At 54.9% G+C, this 14,294-nt stretch carries 14 protein-coding genes; 7 read left to right on the top strand and 7 right to left on the bottom strand.

Annotated elements, in window-relative coordinates:
* Positions 1–20 precede the first annotated feature (20 nt).
* Positions 21–935: a hypothetical protein gene (locus ACNQ0T_RS15590; protein WP_023305215.1), complete on the bottom strand. Its 915-nt coding sequence runs from the start codon at positions 933–935 to the stop codon at positions 21–23.
* A 15-nt stretch (positions 936–950) separates the two neighbouring features.
* Positions 951–2,156 carry a glycosyltransferase gene (locus ACNQ0T_RS15585; protein ID WP_022646636.1) on the bottom strand — a complete coding sequence of 402 codons (1,206 nt, stop codon included), beginning with the start codon at positions 2,154–2,156 and terminating at the stop codon, positions 951–953.
* Positions 2,157–2,362: 206 nt separating this feature from the next.
* On the opposite strand from ACNQ0T_RS15585, the gene ACNQ0T_RS15580 reads away from it, so the two are divergent.
* On the top strand, positions 2,363–3,163 hold the full coding sequence (locus ACNQ0T_RS15580) for a glycosyltransferase family 2 protein (protein ID WP_271075113.1): 801 nt from the start codon (positions 2,363–2,365) through the stop codon (positions 3,161–3,163).
* 11 nt (positions 3,164–3,174) lie between these two features.
* Here ACNQ0T_RS15580 and ACNQ0T_RS15575 read toward each other — a convergent pair whose 3' ends face one another.
* The 3 genes from ACNQ0T_RS15575 to gpmM are packed head-to-tail and all read right to left on the bottom strand — an operon-like array spanning position 3,175 to position 6,948.
* Positions 3,175–4,107: a divergent polysaccharide deacetylase family protein gene (locus ACNQ0T_RS15575; RefSeq protein WP_032622054.1), complete on the bottom strand. Its 933-nt coding sequence runs from the start codon at positions 4,105–4,107 to the stop codon at positions 3,175–3,177.
* 3 nt (positions 4,108–4,110) lie between these two features.
* Positions 4,111–5,370, bottom strand: a complete 1,260-nt coding sequence (gene envC, locus ACNQ0T_RS15570; protein WP_230259580.1) for a murein hydrolase activator EnvC — start codon at positions 5,368–5,370, stop codon at positions 4,111–4,113.
* A 33-nt stretch (positions 5,371–5,403) separates the two neighbouring features.
* Positions 5,404–6,948: a 2,3-bisphosphoglycerate-independent phosphoglycerate mutase gene (gene gpmM, locus ACNQ0T_RS15565; protein WP_417930218.1), complete on the bottom strand. Its 1,545-nt coding sequence runs from the start codon at positions 6,946–6,948 to the stop codon at positions 5,404–5,406.
* Between the two features lie 248 nt (positions 6,949–7,196).
* On the opposite strand from gpmM, the gene ACNQ0T_RS15560 reads away from it, so the two are divergent.
* The 5 genes from ACNQ0T_RS15560 (at position 7,197) to cysE (ending at position 10,306) form a co-directional block, all read left to right on the top strand.
* On the top strand, positions 7,197–7,628 hold the full coding sequence (locus ACNQ0T_RS15560; RefSeq protein ID WP_003860840.1) for a rhodanese-like domain-containing protein: 432 nt from the start codon (positions 7,197–7,199) through the stop codon (positions 7,626–7,628).
* A gap of 11 nt (positions 7,629–7,639) precedes the next feature.
* A complete protein-coding gene (gene grxC, locus ACNQ0T_RS15555) occupies positions 7,640–7,891 on the top strand; it encodes a glutaredoxin 3 (RefSeq protein ID WP_003860837.1) in 252 nt (83 codons plus the stop codon).
* A gap of 31 nt (positions 7,892–7,922) precedes the next feature.
* Positions 7,923–8,390: a protein-export chaperone SecB gene (gene secB, locus ACNQ0T_RS15550; RefSeq protein ID WP_003860835.1), complete on the top strand. Its 468-nt coding sequence runs from the start codon at positions 7,923–7,925 to the stop codon at positions 8,388–8,390.
* Complete coding sequence (gene gpsA, locus ACNQ0T_RS15545) at positions 8,390–9,409, top strand: NAD(P)H-dependent glycerol-3-phosphate dehydrogenase (RefSeq protein ID WP_006812398.1); 1,020 nt, start codon at positions 8,390–8,392, stop codon at positions 9,407–9,409. Before secB ends, gpsA begins: the two co-directional genes overlap by 1 nt.
* A gap of 75 nt (positions 9,410–9,484) precedes the next feature.
* The gene (cysE, locus tag ACNQ0T_RS15540; protein ID WP_022646641.1) at positions 9,485–10,306 is read left to right on the top strand and encodes a serine O-acetyltransferase; all 822 of its coding nucleotides are present in this window, start codon (positions 9,485–9,487) and stop codon (positions 10,304–10,306) included.
* A 54-nt stretch (positions 10,307–10,360) separates the two neighbouring features.
* Here the strand turns inward: cysE and ppiC are convergent, their stop codons facing one another.
* On the bottom strand, positions 10,361–10,642 hold the full coding sequence (ppiC, locus tag ACNQ0T_RS15535; protein ID WP_006812396.1) for a peptidylprolyl isomerase PpiC: 282 nt from the start codon (positions 10,640–10,642) through the stop codon (positions 10,361–10,363).
* A gap of 85 nt (positions 10,643–10,727) precedes the next feature.
* Between ppiC and rep the strand changes: the two genes are divergently transcribed.
* Positions 10,728–12,752: a DNA helicase Rep gene (gene rep / locus ACNQ0T_RS15530; protein ID WP_022646642.1), complete on the top strand. Its 2,025-nt coding sequence runs from the start codon at positions 10,728–10,730 to the stop codon at positions 12,750–12,752.
* A 52-nt stretch (positions 12,753–12,804) separates the two neighbouring features.
* Here rep and gppA read toward each other — a convergent pair whose 3' ends face one another.
* On the bottom strand, positions 12,805–14,289 hold the full coding sequence (gene gppA, locus ACNQ0T_RS15525) for a guanosine-5'-triphosphate,3'-diphosphate diphosphatase (RefSeq protein ID WP_038416966.1): 1,485 nt from the start codon (positions 14,287–14,289) through the stop codon (positions 12,805–12,807).
* Between the last annotated feature and the right edge of the window lie 5 nt (positions 14,290–14,294).

Raw genomic sequence — 14,294 nt, 5'->3', positions numbered from 1 at the left:
AGGGGCCTGAGGCCCCTTTTTTACTGATTCTTTTTCTCTTCGTCCGTCAGGTAACGCACCTTGCGGGTGTAATCCTGACCTTTGAACAGCAGCTTATTATCCGGTGATTCCAGATACTTCTGCCATTCGGAAAGCGGGAAACCGCCGTGCGCGCCAATCACCTCTTTCGGCACAACGGCTTCCTGTCCGCCGATCTTCTTGGAGACCGGCCAGTTCATCCAGTCGCCCAGGTTAACCGTTTTGACATCCAGCATGTCCAGCAGCGCAGCGAGCGGCAGCTGATCGGTCGGCGGCTGCGTATCGTCCATCAGCTCCCAGGTATCCTGGAACAGCGTCAGCCACAGCGGGCAGATACGGCGCCAGGTCTTTTTGGTGGCGGCAAGAAACGCGCCGTTAACGTGATCGACCAGATACGGGCGCACCGTTTCTTTGTAATACGCCGGCACTTTCTCCGCTGGCGCACCGTCCAGCTTGGCAATCATTTTGCCCTGACGGAAGCTGGAGTAGATGTGCATATCCGCCATGTTGATCTCTGGCATTTTAAGCAGGTTGAGATCGGAGTCGATCATCAGCACACCTTCACCGCGCGCCTGCAACGGAGCGTTAAGCTTCACCAGACGACTGAGGTAGATCTGCTTATAGCGGTAACCTTCTTCACGTTTTGGAAGCGTGAGGGTAACAACGCGGGTTTTTGGCGGCAGTTCGCCGAAAGCGGATTCAGGCTGATCGCTGACGATAACAATCTCGCTGACGTCAGAGGCATAACGCTCTGCAAAGGTCGCTGACAATAACGCCTCTTCGACGAAATCCGCGCCCGTACACGGGATCACAATGGAATCAACCGCAACGAGATCGCGCGTGACCGGAAGGGAAGCGTAAGGAATGTTATGACGCCCGGTAATGTGGCGGTAGCGAGCATTCAGGAATTTAAACATGTTCTTCTCGTTTGGTTATTGCGCGCCAAGAACGGCCTCGACACCGTTAACATAGCTTTCAATGGCATACATGTTGCAGACATTCTGGTGCGCGGCTGCGGCGAGCCGGGCGCGCAGAGCAGGATCCTGCCAGATATTATCCAGATGTTGAGCAAGTTGCGACACGTCGCTCCAGGGGAACAGCAGCCCGGTCGACTCATGGTCGATCAATTCTGCCGTGCCGGTCACTTTTGAACCAATCACGGGGATGTTGAGCAGCATTGCTTCCAGCACGACGCGGGGCAAGCCTTCGCTCTGCGAGGCCAGAATGAACGCGTCAAAAGTGGCGAGATAGTCAAAAGGCGTGTTCTGGAAACCGGTAAAAATGACGTGCTCAGCAATACCTGATGCATCAGCTTGTGCAGCCAGCGCGCCGCGTTCAGCCCCTTCACCGACCAGCACCATTTTCCATTTTGCCTGCGGGTGTCTCTGGCTGAACTGTGCCAGCGCCTCCAGCGTGTGGTGGTTGGCCTTACGAGGGATTAACGAGCCAATGCTGCCGAATACAAACGTATCGTCTTCAATATTCAGTCGCTGGCGCATCGCGCATCGGTCCGGCAAAGGCTGATGGATGTCGATGGCATTGTTGACCGTGGTACACAGCTCTGGCCGGACGCCATGCTGAAGTAGCACGCGTTCAACGCCGTGCGAGACGGCAATGATTTTTGTGGCATGGGCATTCACCAGCTTCACCAGCGGCGGGGTCAGCACCGGTTCAATCCGGCAGTGCTGGATTATCCGTGCACGCAGGTTTGCGCCCGCCAGATACCCTTCTTCATTAGAGCCTGGCTGGTTGTTCATATACAGCGTATCGAATCCACCTTCCCTGAAAATGGTCTCGATCTTGCTGACGTTGGGCCGGATACGCCACAGGGTATCAATATGCCGCGTAAATGCTTTGCGCGCCGAACGCGAGAAAAACAGCAGACCACGTCCCGCTTCTTTCAGGAGTTTTGCCCATGCCGGTTGCTTACGTTGAGGGATAACGAGTAATGGGATCCCAATGCTGTTGAGCACCTGGCCTATCGTTTGACCTTCAGCACGACTATAATCACTGTAAAAACAACAGGTAATGTCGAATTTGTCGCGGTTGATTCGCTTCAGAAGCTCAAGCATACTGTTGGTACCTCCCCCCCATTCTTTGCCTGTGTCCAGGAGGAGGATTTTACGTTTTTGCGGCATGTCTGAATCCGTATGCTACCCTTCATCTGACCGCATTATAAAGAATTTACTGAAATAAAATAGATTTTTTGTATTTCTTTGTCTTTTTATAAGGAAAGGTTTTAAACGCGCTTATTTTAAAAGTGCGATTTAAGACTTTAATCGCCTCTTCTCAATTCGATAGTATTAGCGCAAAAATTTTATGTTGTTTTTGAGAGAGTGAGAATATGTTTAAAATAACGGTTTGCTTATTAACGTTTAACTCCGAAAGAACGTTGCACGATGTTATTCCTCCTCTTTTAAAAATAGCAGATGAATTCGTTGTAGTTGATTCCGGCAGTACAGACGCAACGATATATATTTGCCAGAGTTATGGATTGTCGCCCATATTCAAAAAATATAGCTGGCACGGCGAGCAGATGAACCATGCCATATCCCATGCGCACAACGACTGGGTGCTGTGCATGGACAGTGACGAAATACTCGATCAAGAAACCGTTGGTGCTATTTTAAAATTAAAAATGGGCGATGAACCCGAACCGGATATGGCGTGGCGGATATGTCGTCACTGGTTTGTTCTGGGAGAAAATGTCCGAACGATTTATCCAGTCTCATCTCCGGATTATCCGGTGCGTCTTTTTAACCGTACGCAGTCACGATTTAATAACCGGCCAGTAGACGATCAGGTTGAAGGTTTTCTCCGTTCTGAACGTATTCCTGGCTATGTCAGACATGATACGTTTTATTCACTGCATGAACTTTTCAATAAATTAAACGGATATACCACTCGCCTGGTTCAATATCAGACGATACGTCCCTCTCTTGGTCGCGGCGCGATCAGCGCTATCGGCGCATTTTTCAAATGGTATCTGTTTAGCGGTGCGTGGCGTCAGGGCAAAGTGGGTGTGGTGACAGGGTTTTATGCCACGGCGTACAGTTTTTTGAAGTATTTCAAGGCCTGGTATCAGGATCGGGAAAAGAAAGAGTCCGTTGCAAAAGAGCAGTCGGACTCTTATCTAGCAGAATAGGCGTTAGCCGATCAGGCTTTTTTCCCCCAACCCTGCCACTGTTGCTGGACGTATTTAACCAGCGTACTGCTGCTGATGCTTTCGCCAATCACCGTGAAGAAGCGGGTTGCATAGACCGGTTCAGGCGGCTGTTTCAGCGTGCAGTTCTTCACGCCGCGGAATGGATTACGCGGCTGCGTTGCGGGTGGTTGCGCGCTACCCGGACGGGAAGTATCCACCTGAGGTTCATTGAGCAGATCGCTCGGACGCACCAGCGTGATATCGGCGGGTAAGCCCGGCAACATTTGCTGCAAAACGCGAACGGTAGACGGATGCGGATGCCCAATGGCAATCGCCGAACCGTTACGGCGCGCCAGCTGTACCGCGCGGTTGAACTGCACGCGGATATCCGCTTCGTTCTGGGAGTCGTCCAGGAAGACTTTGCGCTTGATGACTTTTACACCCGTCCCCTGAGCGGCACGCATCGCCTGGCTATTGCCGATGGTCATGCTGTCGAGGAAGTAGAGATTGTAACGCTCCAGCGCCTGCATCACTTTCAGCATACCGTACAGGCTGGAGGTCATCGCGCTGCCCATATGGTTATTCAGACCCACGGCATACGGCACTTTATTGTACGCATCGCGGATGATGCGATCGATCTCGTCGCTGCTCATGTCCGGACGCAGGGTATCTTTTTCCAGCGGCTGCTTGCTGAGAGGGGCCATCGGCAGATGGATGAGGACCTGATGGCCGCCATTGTGCGCTTTGGTCGCCATTTCATGCGCGTGAGGCGCATTAGGCAGGACGGCGACAGAGATGGCTGACGGCATCGCCAGCACCTGATTTTCATAGTGTGGTCGATAACCGAAGTCATCAATCACAATCGCGAGTTTGCCTGCATAAACCGGTGCAGCCAGCGCCAGTGCGCTGACGACGGAAAAAACAATTCGACGAAATTGAAGCAAAACTTATCTTCCCAACCACGGCTGTGGATTGACCGCCTGACCCTGACGACGAATTTCGAAATAGAGTGACGGGCGGCCCTGACCGCCACTGCTGCCCACAAGGGCAATGGGTTGACCCGCGCGCACCTGAGTGCCAACGCTGACCAGCGCGCTCTGATTGTAGCCGTAAAGACTCATGTCGCCTTTACCGTGCTCGACCACCACCACGAGCCCGTAACCCTGTAGCCAGTCGGCCAGGATCACGCGGCCATCGGCGATGGCTTTCACTTCGCTACCTTCAGACGCACCGATAACGATCCCCTTCCAACGTAGCTCACCCTGCAACTGTTCGCCATAGCGATGCAAGATCGTACCGCGAACGGGCCAGTAAGCCTGACCACGCGGGGAGCCGAGGCCGCCGGTACGCGACATCAGGGAACGTTCATTTTCAGTCGGTTTGTAGGTGGTGCCTTTCCGGGAGGCTTCCTGCTGCTTATTACGCACCGCCTGCGCTTCGCGCGCTTCTTTTTCGGCGCGCGCTTTGGCCGCGGCTTCTGCCCGGGCAATGCTGTTACGCAGTCTGGATTCGTTGGCGCGCATTTCGCTCAGCTGGCTTTGTCCTGCCTGGATAGAGGACTCCAGCCCGGCGAGCGTCTTCTTACGCTCATTGCGCGCCTGCTCAAGCTTCTCCTGCTGCGCCTGTTGATCGTAGAGCAGCGTTTGCTGCTGGCTCTGCTTCTCTTCCAGCTCGGCTTTTTGCGTGGTGACTTCTTCGCGCGTCTGTTTCAGCTGCGCAATGGTCTCCTGACGAGCCTGGTTGAGATAGCCGAAATAGGCCTGTAAACGCTGACCGCGCTGGCTCTCTTCACCGCTGAGGATCAACTGAAGGCCTGTGTGCTCACCCTGGCGGAAAGCGGCATCAAGCTGTGCAGCAAGGTTCCGCTCCTGGGCATCGCGCTGACGCTCCAGTTTCGCAATCGATGCGTTCATTTCATCGATTTGCTTATTAAGCTGGGCAAGGGTGTTTTGTGTTTCACGCAGCTTACGCGCGGCGGCGGAAATAGCCTCTTCCTGCTTTTTAAGCTGGGCAAGCAGGGCAGAGCGCTGCTGCTGCTGCTGGCGTACCACACGCTCTTTGGCGGCGATATCGGCCTGAATGGATTTGAGCTGGTCGCGGTCATCCGCGTGGGCAGATGCGGCGCACAGCAATACGCCAGCGCTGAGTGCGCTGGCGCAAAGCAGAGGTCTGACTGATAACCGAAACGGCTTCACGACCCATGTGATTGAAAAAATCGCCTTTCCCCTCATGGGGAGCGATTATTCCACGATGAACAGCGGCTTGCCAGTCATCTCTTCAGGGATTTCCATACCCATCAGCGACAACATGGTTGGCGCGATGTCGGAAAGCTTGCCGCCTTCCACTGCTTTCACTGACTTATCACCTACATAAATCAGTGGAACAGGCAGGTTGGTATGGGCAGTATGCGCCTGACCGGTTGCCGGGTCACGCATCTGTTCTGCGTTACCGTGGTCAGCGGTGATCAGCAGCTGGCCGCCCACGGATTCAACCGCTTTCGCGACCTGCTCAACGCAGTGGTCCAGCGCTTCAACCGCTTTAACGGCAGCTTCCATCACGCCGGTGTGGCCCACCATGTCGCCATTCGGATAGTTACAGATGATGGTGTCGTATTTACCGCTTTCGATCGCGTCCACCAGTTTTTCGGTCAGCTCCGCAGAGCTCATTTCTGGCTGGAGATCGTATGTGGCGACTTTCGGTGAGTTAATCAGGATGCGGTCTTCGCCTTTAAACGGCTCTTCTACGCCCCCGTTAAAGAAGAAGGTCACGTGCGCATACTTCTCAGTTTCGGAGATGCGCAGCTGCGTTTTATCGTTTTTCGCCATCCACTCGCCGAAGGTATTTTCCAGGGAAGCGGGTGGATACGCGCATGGGGCTTTGATATCCGCTGCATACTCGGTCAACTGGATGAAATCGATCTTCGCCACTTTCTTACGGGCGAAACCGTCGAAATCGCTGTTGACGAAGGCGCGGGTGATTTCGCGCGCGCGGTCAGCACGGAAGTTCATGAAGATCAGCGCATCGCCATCTTCCATAGCGGCATCGGCCTGGCCTTCAGCGCGGATCACGGTTGCCTTCACAAATTCGTCGTTTTCATCACGCGCGTAAGCCGCTTCCAGGCCTTCAACGGCGGTCGGGAACTGGAACTCGCCTTTTGCCAGGGTCAGTAGATCATAGGCTTGCTCAACGCGGTCCCAGCGGTTGTCGCGGTCCATGGCATAGTAACGGCCAACGATGGATGCCACGCGGCCTTTGCCCAGTGCGGCAAATTTATCTTCAAAGGCTTTCAGAGAACCTTTTGCGCTGCGTGGCGGCGTATCGCGACCATCCAGGAAGGCGTGCAGATAGATTTTTTCCGCACCGCGCTCAGCGGCCAGCTCTACCATCGCCATGATGTGATCTTCGTGGCTGTGAACGCCGCCCGCAGAGAGCAGGCCCATAATGTGCACGGCCTTGCCTGCGGCAACGGCTTTATCAACTGCTCCGGTGAGCGTTGGGTTGGCAAAGAATGTACGTTCTTTGATTTCAACGTCCAGGCGCGTCAGGTCCTGATAAACGATACGGCCTGCGCCCAGGTTAACGTGACCCACTTCAGAGTTGCCCATCTGACGATCCGGCAGGCCGACTTCCAGACCAGACGCATCAATCAGGGTGTGGGGACGTTTTGCCCATAGCGCATCCATAACCGGGGTTTTGGCGTTGAAAATGGCGTTATCCTGTTGATCTTCACGGTAGCCATAGCCATCCAGAATCACCAGTACCATAGGTTTTTTAGAAACCGACATTGCGACAACCTCATGCTCAAGAGACAAAAAATTTGCGTAATTTTACTACAGCTGAATCGATAAAATAGCCGCAGAAGATCAAAGAAAGCGTGGAGGCAAGGCCGTTCTCGGGCCATTTTGAGGCTTTTTTTTCGTGGCATGCCGCAGAAAATAGATTAGCTTTATGTCGCTGGCTGTATTTGCCACAGCGCACAGGTATACTCCTGTCCTGGTTTTTTTAATCACTTAGTCGGGAGTTGTTACCCCCCATGCAAGAAATTATGCAATTCGTTAGCCGCCACCCGGTTCTGAGCATCGCGTGGATTGGCCTGCTGGTCGCTGTACTGTTCACCACATTTAAGGGACTGACGTCTAAAATTAAGGTGATCACCCGCGGTGAAGCGACACGTCTGATCAACAAAGAGGACGCCGTGGTTGTCGATCTGCGTCAGCGCGACGATTTCCGCAAGGGCCATATTGCAGGTGCTATCAACCTGCTGCCAGCGGAAATTAAAGCGAACAACATTGGTGAGCTGGAGAAGCATAAAGCCCAGCCGATTATTGTTGTTGACGGCACTGGCATGCAGGCGCAGGAATCTGCCAACGCACTGCATAAAGCAGGCTTTGAAAACGTAACGGTGCTGAAAGAAGGCATCTCCGGCTGGAGCGGGGAGAATCTTCCTTTAGTGCGCGGTAAATAAGGAGTTAAGTGATGGCCAATATTGAGATCTACACCAAAGCAACGTGCCCGTTCTGCCACCGAGCGAAAGCGCTGCTGTCCAGCAAAGGCGTAACGTTTAAGGAACTGCCGATTGATGGTGACGCGATTAAACGCGAAGAGATGATCCAACGCAGTGGTCGCACAACGGTTCCACAGATTTTTATTGATGCGCAGCACATTGGCGGCTGTGATGACTTGTATGCGCTCGACGCCCGCGGTGGACTCGATCCGCTGCTGAGCTAGAGACTTTAGGACAATTAAAAAGGGTTTTTCCATGTCAGAACAAAACAACACCGAGATGACTTTCCAGATCCAGCGCATCTACACCAAGGATGTCTCTTTCGAAGCGCCAAATGCGCCGCACGTTTTCCAGAAAGACTGGCAGCCAGAGGTTAAACTTGATCTGGATACCGCATCCACCCAACTGGCGGATGACGTGTATGAAGTCGTACTGCGTGTCACCGTGACCGCCTCCTTGGGCGAAGAAACTGCATTCCTGTGCGAAGTCCAGCAGGGCGGTATCTTCTCTATCGGCGGCATCGAAGGTAACCAGATGGCGCATTGCCTGGGTGCATACTGCCCGAACATCCTGTTCCCGTATGCGCGTGAATGCATCACCAGCCTGGTTTCTCGCGGTACATTCCCGCAACTGAACCTTGCGCCAGTCAACTTTGATGCGCTGTTTATGAACTATCTACAGCAGCAGGCTGGCGAAGGTGCCGAACAACATCAGGATGCCTGATGAGCACTGTTAATGCGTCAATGACTGTGATCGGTGCCGGCTCTTACGGCACCGCTCTTGCCATCACACTGGCAAGAAATGGTCACGACGTGGTCCTGTGGGGCCACGATCCAAAACATATCGCGACGTTGCAACACGACCGCTGCAACGTGGCGTTTCTCCCGGACGTTCCGTTCCCTGACTCACTGTATCTGGAAAGCGACCTCGCGACCGCGCTGGCGGCCAGCCGCAATATTTTGATTGTGGTGCCAAGCCATGTGTTTGGCGAAGTCCTGCGTCAGATTAAGCCGCTGATGCGTGCGGATGCGCGTATTGTGTGGGCGACGAAAGGGCTGGAAGCGGAAACCGGACGTCTGTTGCAGGACGTTGCCCGCGAAGCGCTGGGAACAGCGATCCCGCTGGCGGTGATCTCCGGGCCGACATTCGCCAAAGAGCTGGCTGCGGGCTTGCCGACGGCGATCTCGCTGGCGTCCACCGACCAGGCATTTTCCGACGATCTTCAGCAACTGCTGCACTGCGGCAAAAGCTTCCGCGTGTACAGCAACCCTGATTTTATCGGCGTACAGCTGGGCGGCGCGGTGAAGAACGTCATTGCCATCGGGGCCGGGATGTCTGACGGCATCGGCTTCGGCGCGAATGCGCGTACGGCGCTGATCACCCGTGGCCTGACCGAAATGTCACGCCTGGGAGAAGCGCTGGGCGCCGATCCGGCCACCTTTATGGGAATGGCTGGGCTGGGCGATCTGGTGCTGACCTGCACCGACAACCAGTCGCGTAACCGCCGCTTTGGCATGATGCTCGGACAGGGTAGCGATGTCAAAAGCGCGCAGGAGAAGATTGGTCAGGTGGTTGAAGGCTATCGCAATACCAAAGAAGTTCGCGAATTGGCGCATCGTTTCGGTGTCGAAATGCCAATAACCGAGGAAATTTATCAGGTATTGTATTGCGGAAAAAATGCGCGCGAGGCAGCATTGACCTTATTAGGTCGTGCGCGCAAGGACGAGCGCAGCAGCAATTAGCCGGGAAGTATCGTCACCTGAATGACCCAGCCAGCGCAGAACTGGCTGGTCATTAACTATCGTCTGGAGCAAGCAATGCCGTGTGAAGAACTGGATATCGTCTGGAATAATATTAAAGCCGAAGCCCGAGCGTTGGCCGACTGTGAGCCCATGCTGGCCAGTTTTTATCACGCGACGCTACTCAAGCACGAAAATCTCGGCAGCGCCCTGAGCTACATGCTCGCCAATAAACTGGCTTCCCCTATCATGCCTGCTATCGCTATTCGCGAGGTGGTGGAAGAGGCCTACGCTGCCGATCCGGAAATGATTGCTTCTGCCGCATGCGATATTCAGGCCGTGCGCACGCGTGACCCGGCGGTGGATAAATACTCCACGCCGCTGCTGTATCTCAAAGGCTTCCACGCCTTACAGGCGTACCGCATCGGCCACTGGTTATGGAATGAGGGACGCCGCGCGCTGGCCATCTTCCTGCAAAACCAGGTTTCCGTGACCTTCCAGGTCGATATTCACCCGGCGGCGAAAATTGGCCGCGGGATCATGCTCGATCACGCCACCGGCATTGTTGTCGGTGAAACGGCGGTGATCGAAGATGACGTGTCGATTCTGCAATCCGTTACGCTGGGCGGTACAGGTAAAACCAGCGGCGATCGCCATCCGAAAATTCGTGAAGGGGTGATGATCGGCGCGGGTGCTAAAATCCTTGGCAATATTGAAGTCGGACGCGGCGCAAAGATTGGCGCGGGATCGGTTGTGCTCCAGCCTGTACCGCCGCACACCACCGCCGCTGGCGTCCCGGCGCGCATCGTCGGTAAGCCAGACAGCGATAAACCGTCGATGGATATGGATCAGCACTTTAACGGTATTCACCACACCTTCGAATACGGCGACGGTATCTGAACGCTGGAACACTCAAATAAAAAAGCCCGGTGAGTTAATGCACCGGGCTTTTGATTAGTTGCGGTATAACACTTTGATAATGTGATAGCCGAACTGCGTATGCAGTGGGCCGGTTGGCTCCAGCACCGGGCAGGAGAAGACCACTTTATCAAACGCCGGAACCATCTGGCCCTGGCGGAACTCGCCTAAGTCACCACCGCGTTTGCCTGACGGGCAAATCGAGTGTTTCTTCGCCAGTTTGCCGAAGTCGGCGCCGTTTTTAATCTGTTCGAGCAGATCCTGTGCCAGTTTTTCTTCTTTAACAAGGATATGCAGTGCTGCTGCTGTTTTTGCCATGATCGTGCCTTGAGTCAACGAGTTTACGATCGGTATACTACCACGCGTTTTTCCTCCTCTCCCGACTTTCATTGAGTGATCATTTATGCGTTTAAACCCCGGACAACAACAAGCTGTCGAATTCGTCACCGGACCCTGCCTGGTGCTGGCGGGAGCGGGATCCGGTAAAACACGCGTGATCACCAACAAAATCGCCCACTTAATTCGGGGTTGTGGATACCAGGCGCGCCATATCGCGGCGGTCACCTTTACCAACAAAGCGGCGCGTGAGATGAAAGAGCGCGTCGGCCAGACGCTGGGCCGTAAAGAGGCGCGCGGGCTGATGATCTCCACCTTCCACACGCTGGGTCTGGATATCATCAAGCGCGAATACGCGGCGCTGGGAATGAAGTCCAACTTTTCGCTCTTTGATGACACCGACCAGGTGGCGCTGCTCAAAGAGCTGACGGAAGGGCTGATCGAAGATGACAAAGTGCTGTTGCAACAGCTGATCTCGACGATCTCGAACTGGAAAAACGATCTGATGACGCCGGCCCAGGCTGCGGCAAGTGCCAAAGGCGAGCGTGACCGCATCTTTGCCCACTGCTATGGCCTGTACGACGCGCATATGAAAGCCTGCAACGTACTGGATTTCGACGATCTGATCCTGCTGCCGACGCTGCTGCTTCAGCGGAATGAAGAGGTGCGCGAGCGCTGGCAGAACAAAATTCGTTACCTGCTGGTGGATGAATACCAGGATACCAACACCAGCCAGTACGAGCTGGTGAAGCTGCTGGTAGGACAGCGCGCGCGTTTTACCGTCGTAGGCGATGACGATCAGTCGATTTACTCCTGGCGTGGCGCACGTCCGCAGAACCTGGTGCTGCTGAGCAAAGACTTCCCGGCGTTGCAGGTGATTAAACTGGAGCAGAACTACCGTTCTTCCGGGCGTATCCTGAAGGCGGCGAACATCCTGATTGCCAACAACCCACACGTCTTTGAGAAGCGCCTGTTCTCTGAACTGGGTTACGGGACCGAGCTGAAAGTCCTTAGCGCCAATAACGAAGAGCACGAAGCGGAGCGCGTAACCGGCGAGCTGATTGCCCATCACTTCGTCAACAAAACTGAATACAAGGATTACGCGATCCTCTATCGCGGAAACCACCAGTCGCGCGTCTTTGAAAAGATGCTGATGCAGAACCGCATCCCCTACAAAATCTCCGGCGGTACGTCATTCTTTTCGCGTCCGGAAATCAAGGATCTGCTGGCCTATCTGCGCGTGCTGACCAACCCGGATGACGACAGCGCTTTCCTGCGCATTGTAAATACGCCGAAGCGCGAGATTGGCTCTGCGACGCTGCAAAAGCTGGGTGAATGGGCGATGACCCGCAATAAAAGTCTGTTCACCGCCAGCTTCGATATGGGGCTGAGCCAGACCCTGACCGGGCGCGGCTATGACGCCTTAACCCGCTTTACCCACTGGCTGGGTGAGGTGCAGCGTCTGGCAGAGCGCGAGCCCGTGGCGGCAGTACGCGATCTGATCCACGGCATTGATTACGAATCCTGGTTGTATGAAACCTCCGCCAGCCCGAAAGCGGCAGAAATGCGCATGAAAAACGTTAATCAGCTCTTCAGCTGGATGACCGAAATGCTTGAAGGATCTGAGATTGACGAGCCGATGACCCTGACGCAGGTGGTCACCCGCTTCACGCTGCGCGATATGATGGAGCGCGGCGAGAGTGAAGAAGAAGCCGATCAGGTCCAGCTGATGACGTTGCATGCCTCGAAAGGGCTGGAGTTCCCGTATGTCTATCTGGTGGGGATGGAAGAGGGCCTGCTGCCGCACCAGAGCAGCATTGATGAAGATAACGTCGACGAAGAGCGCCGTCTGGCCTACGTGGGGATCACCCGTGCGCAGAAAGAGCTGACGTTTACGCTGTGCAAAGAGCGCCGTCAGTATGGTGAGCTGGTGCGCCCGGAGCCGAGCCGTTTCCTGCTGGAGTTGCCTCAGGACGATCTTATCTGGGAGCAGGAGCGTAAAGCTATTACCGCTGAAGAGCGGATGCACAAGGGTCAAGCCAACGTGGCGAACATACGCGCCATGCTGGCGAAAGCCAAAGAGAAAGGATAACAATTTTGTAGGCCGGGTAAGGCGAAGCCGCCCCCCGGCACGCTTCAAAGGGTCACTTCACATCAAGCGCCCAGTGCACATAGCTCTGCCACTGGCACTCCTGCTCGATCAACTCTGCTCCAAGCGGATGATCTTCTAGCCAATTTTCAGGCAGCGTCAGCGTCAGTTTTTCATCGTCTGCCACCAGCGTAATGGCCGGGAGGAGATCGTCGCGACGCCGGCTGGCAAACAGAATCGCCAGACGAAGTAAGCGGCAGAGATGTTCGGCCACGCGCGGCGGTACAGCGTTTTGCTGATGAAGTGAAGAGAGGTCAACGGCGTTGGTTTGATTCAGCAGCAGGGTCGCGAGCAATTTTTTCTGCGCGGGAGTGTAGCCCGGCAAATCGAGATTACGCACCAGCCAGGCTGCGTGTAGCGGCGCTTGTTTGTACTCAACGCTAAGCCCAATTTCATGCAACGCACACGCACTTAGCAGCAAATCGCGGCTTAACGGTTCGATATCCCAACGTGGTTTAACCTGATCCGCAAAGAGCGATGCCAGTTGGCCCACTCGCTGCGCCTGATCGGTATCCACAATAAAGCGGCGCTGGACGTTACGTAGCGTACGGCTTCGAATGTCCTGATCCACCGAAAGATGCAGCATCCCATAGACCAGACCTTCGCGCAGTGCGCCGCCTGCCAGGGTCATGCACTGGATGTTTAGCTCGGTAAAAATGGCGATGAGAATGGCTAGCCCGCTGGGGAAGACCAGCGCACGTTCGAGCGTCAGCCCTTCAATTTCCAGCTCTTCCAGACGACCACATTGAATGGCGCGCTGTTTAAGCTGCTGGAGTTTAGCAAGCGTGATCCGCTCATCCATCCCCTGCGCCATCATGATTTCCTGCAACGCCTGTACAGTTCCTGACGCCCCAACACACACTTTCCAGCCGTGGTAGCGCAGTTCGTCCATGACCGGACGCAGCACTTCACGCGCGGCATTTTCAGCCTCGTCGAAGTTTTCTTGCGCGAGATTGCGGTCAGTAAAGTAGCGCTCAAGCCAGGTTACGCAGCCCATCGACAGACTGAACAGCGAGGTCGCCTGGGCACCTGTGCCGGTCACCAGTTCAGTACTCGCTCCGCCAATATCCACCACCAGACGGCGATCGTCGCCCCCGGTAGTGTGCGCCACGCCCTGATATATCAGACGCGCTTCTTCTTCACCGCTGATGACTTGCACCGGGCAGCCGAGAATTTCCTGCGCTTTGGCAATAAAATCGACGGCATTAACCGCCAGACGGAGCGTCGCGGTCGCGACAACGCGGATTTGGGCATGCGGTATGTCCTGCAGACGCTCTGCAAAGAGGCGCAGACACTGCCAGCCACGTTCCATGGCTTCGGGAGAGAGGTGATTATCGCTGCTCAGGCCCGCCGCCAGGCGGACCTTGCGCTTGATGCGCGTCAGCGTCTGTATGCTTCCCGCCACCTCGCGTACAACCAGCATATGAAAACTATTCGAACCGAGATCAATTGCCGCATAGAGCGAGGTGGAACTGAGCATCATTT

The organism is Enterobacter cloacae complex sp.6700776 (genome assembly GCF_048284255.1).
In the GTDB taxonomy this organism is placed as follows: Bacteria; Pseudomonadota; Gammaproteobacteria; order Enterobacterales; family Enterobacteriaceae; genus Enterobacter; species Enterobacter intestinihominis.
Note: the sequence above shows the minus strand (reverse complement) of the source record. Positions and strands in the feature narration are given on the sequence as shown.

What these genes read in the sequence shown, in the direction of transcription:
- ACNQ0T_RS15590 (WP_023305215.1), bottom strand. Translation starts at nt 935, where the DNA reads ATGTTTAAATTCCTGAATGCTCGCTACCGCCACATTACCGGGCGTCAT.
- ACNQ0T_RS15585 (WP_022646636.1), bottom strand. Translation starts at nt 2,156, where the DNA reads ATGCCGCAAAAACGTAAAATCCTCCTCCTGGACACAGGCAAAGAATGG.
- ACNQ0T_RS15580 (WP_271075113.1), top strand. Translation starts at nt 2,363, where the DNA reads ATGTTTAAAATAACGGTTTGCTTATTAACGTTTAACTCCGAAAGAACG.
- gpmM (WP_417930218.1), bottom strand. Translation starts at nt 6,948, where the DNA reads ATGTCGGTTTCTAAAAAACCTATGGTACTGGTGATTCTGGATGGCTAT.
- ACNQ0T_RS15560 (WP_003860840.1), top strand. Translation starts at nt 7,197, where the DNA reads ATGCAAGAAATTATGCAATTCGTTAGCCGCCACCCGGTTCTGAGCATC.
- grxC (WP_003860837.1), top strand. Translation starts at nt 7,640, where the DNA reads ATGGCCAATATTGAGATCTACACCAAAGCAACGTGCCCGTTCTGCCAC.
- secB (WP_003860835.1), top strand. Translation starts at nt 7,923, where the DNA reads ATGTCAGAACAAAACAACACCGAGATGACTTTCCAGATCCAGCGCATC.
- gpsA (WP_006812398.1), top strand. Translation starts at nt 8,390, where the DNA reads ATGAGCACTGTTAATGCGTCAATGACTGTGATCGGTGCCGGCTCTTAC.
- cysE (WP_022646641.1), top strand. Translation starts at nt 9,485, where the DNA reads ATGCCGTGTGAAGAACTGGATATCGTCTGGAATAATATTAAAGCCGAA.
- ppiC (WP_006812396.1), bottom strand. Translation starts at nt 10,642, where the DNA reads ATGGCAAAAACAGCAGCAGCACTGCATATCCTTGTTAAAGAAGAAAAA.
- rep (WP_022646642.1), top strand. Translation starts at nt 10,728, where the DNA reads ATGCGTTTAAACCCCGGACAACAACAAGCTGTCGAATTCGTCACCGGA.
- gppA (WP_038416966.1), bottom strand. Translation starts at nt 14,289, where the DNA reads ATGCTCAGTTCCACCTCGCTCTATGCGGCAATTGATCTCGGTTCGAAT.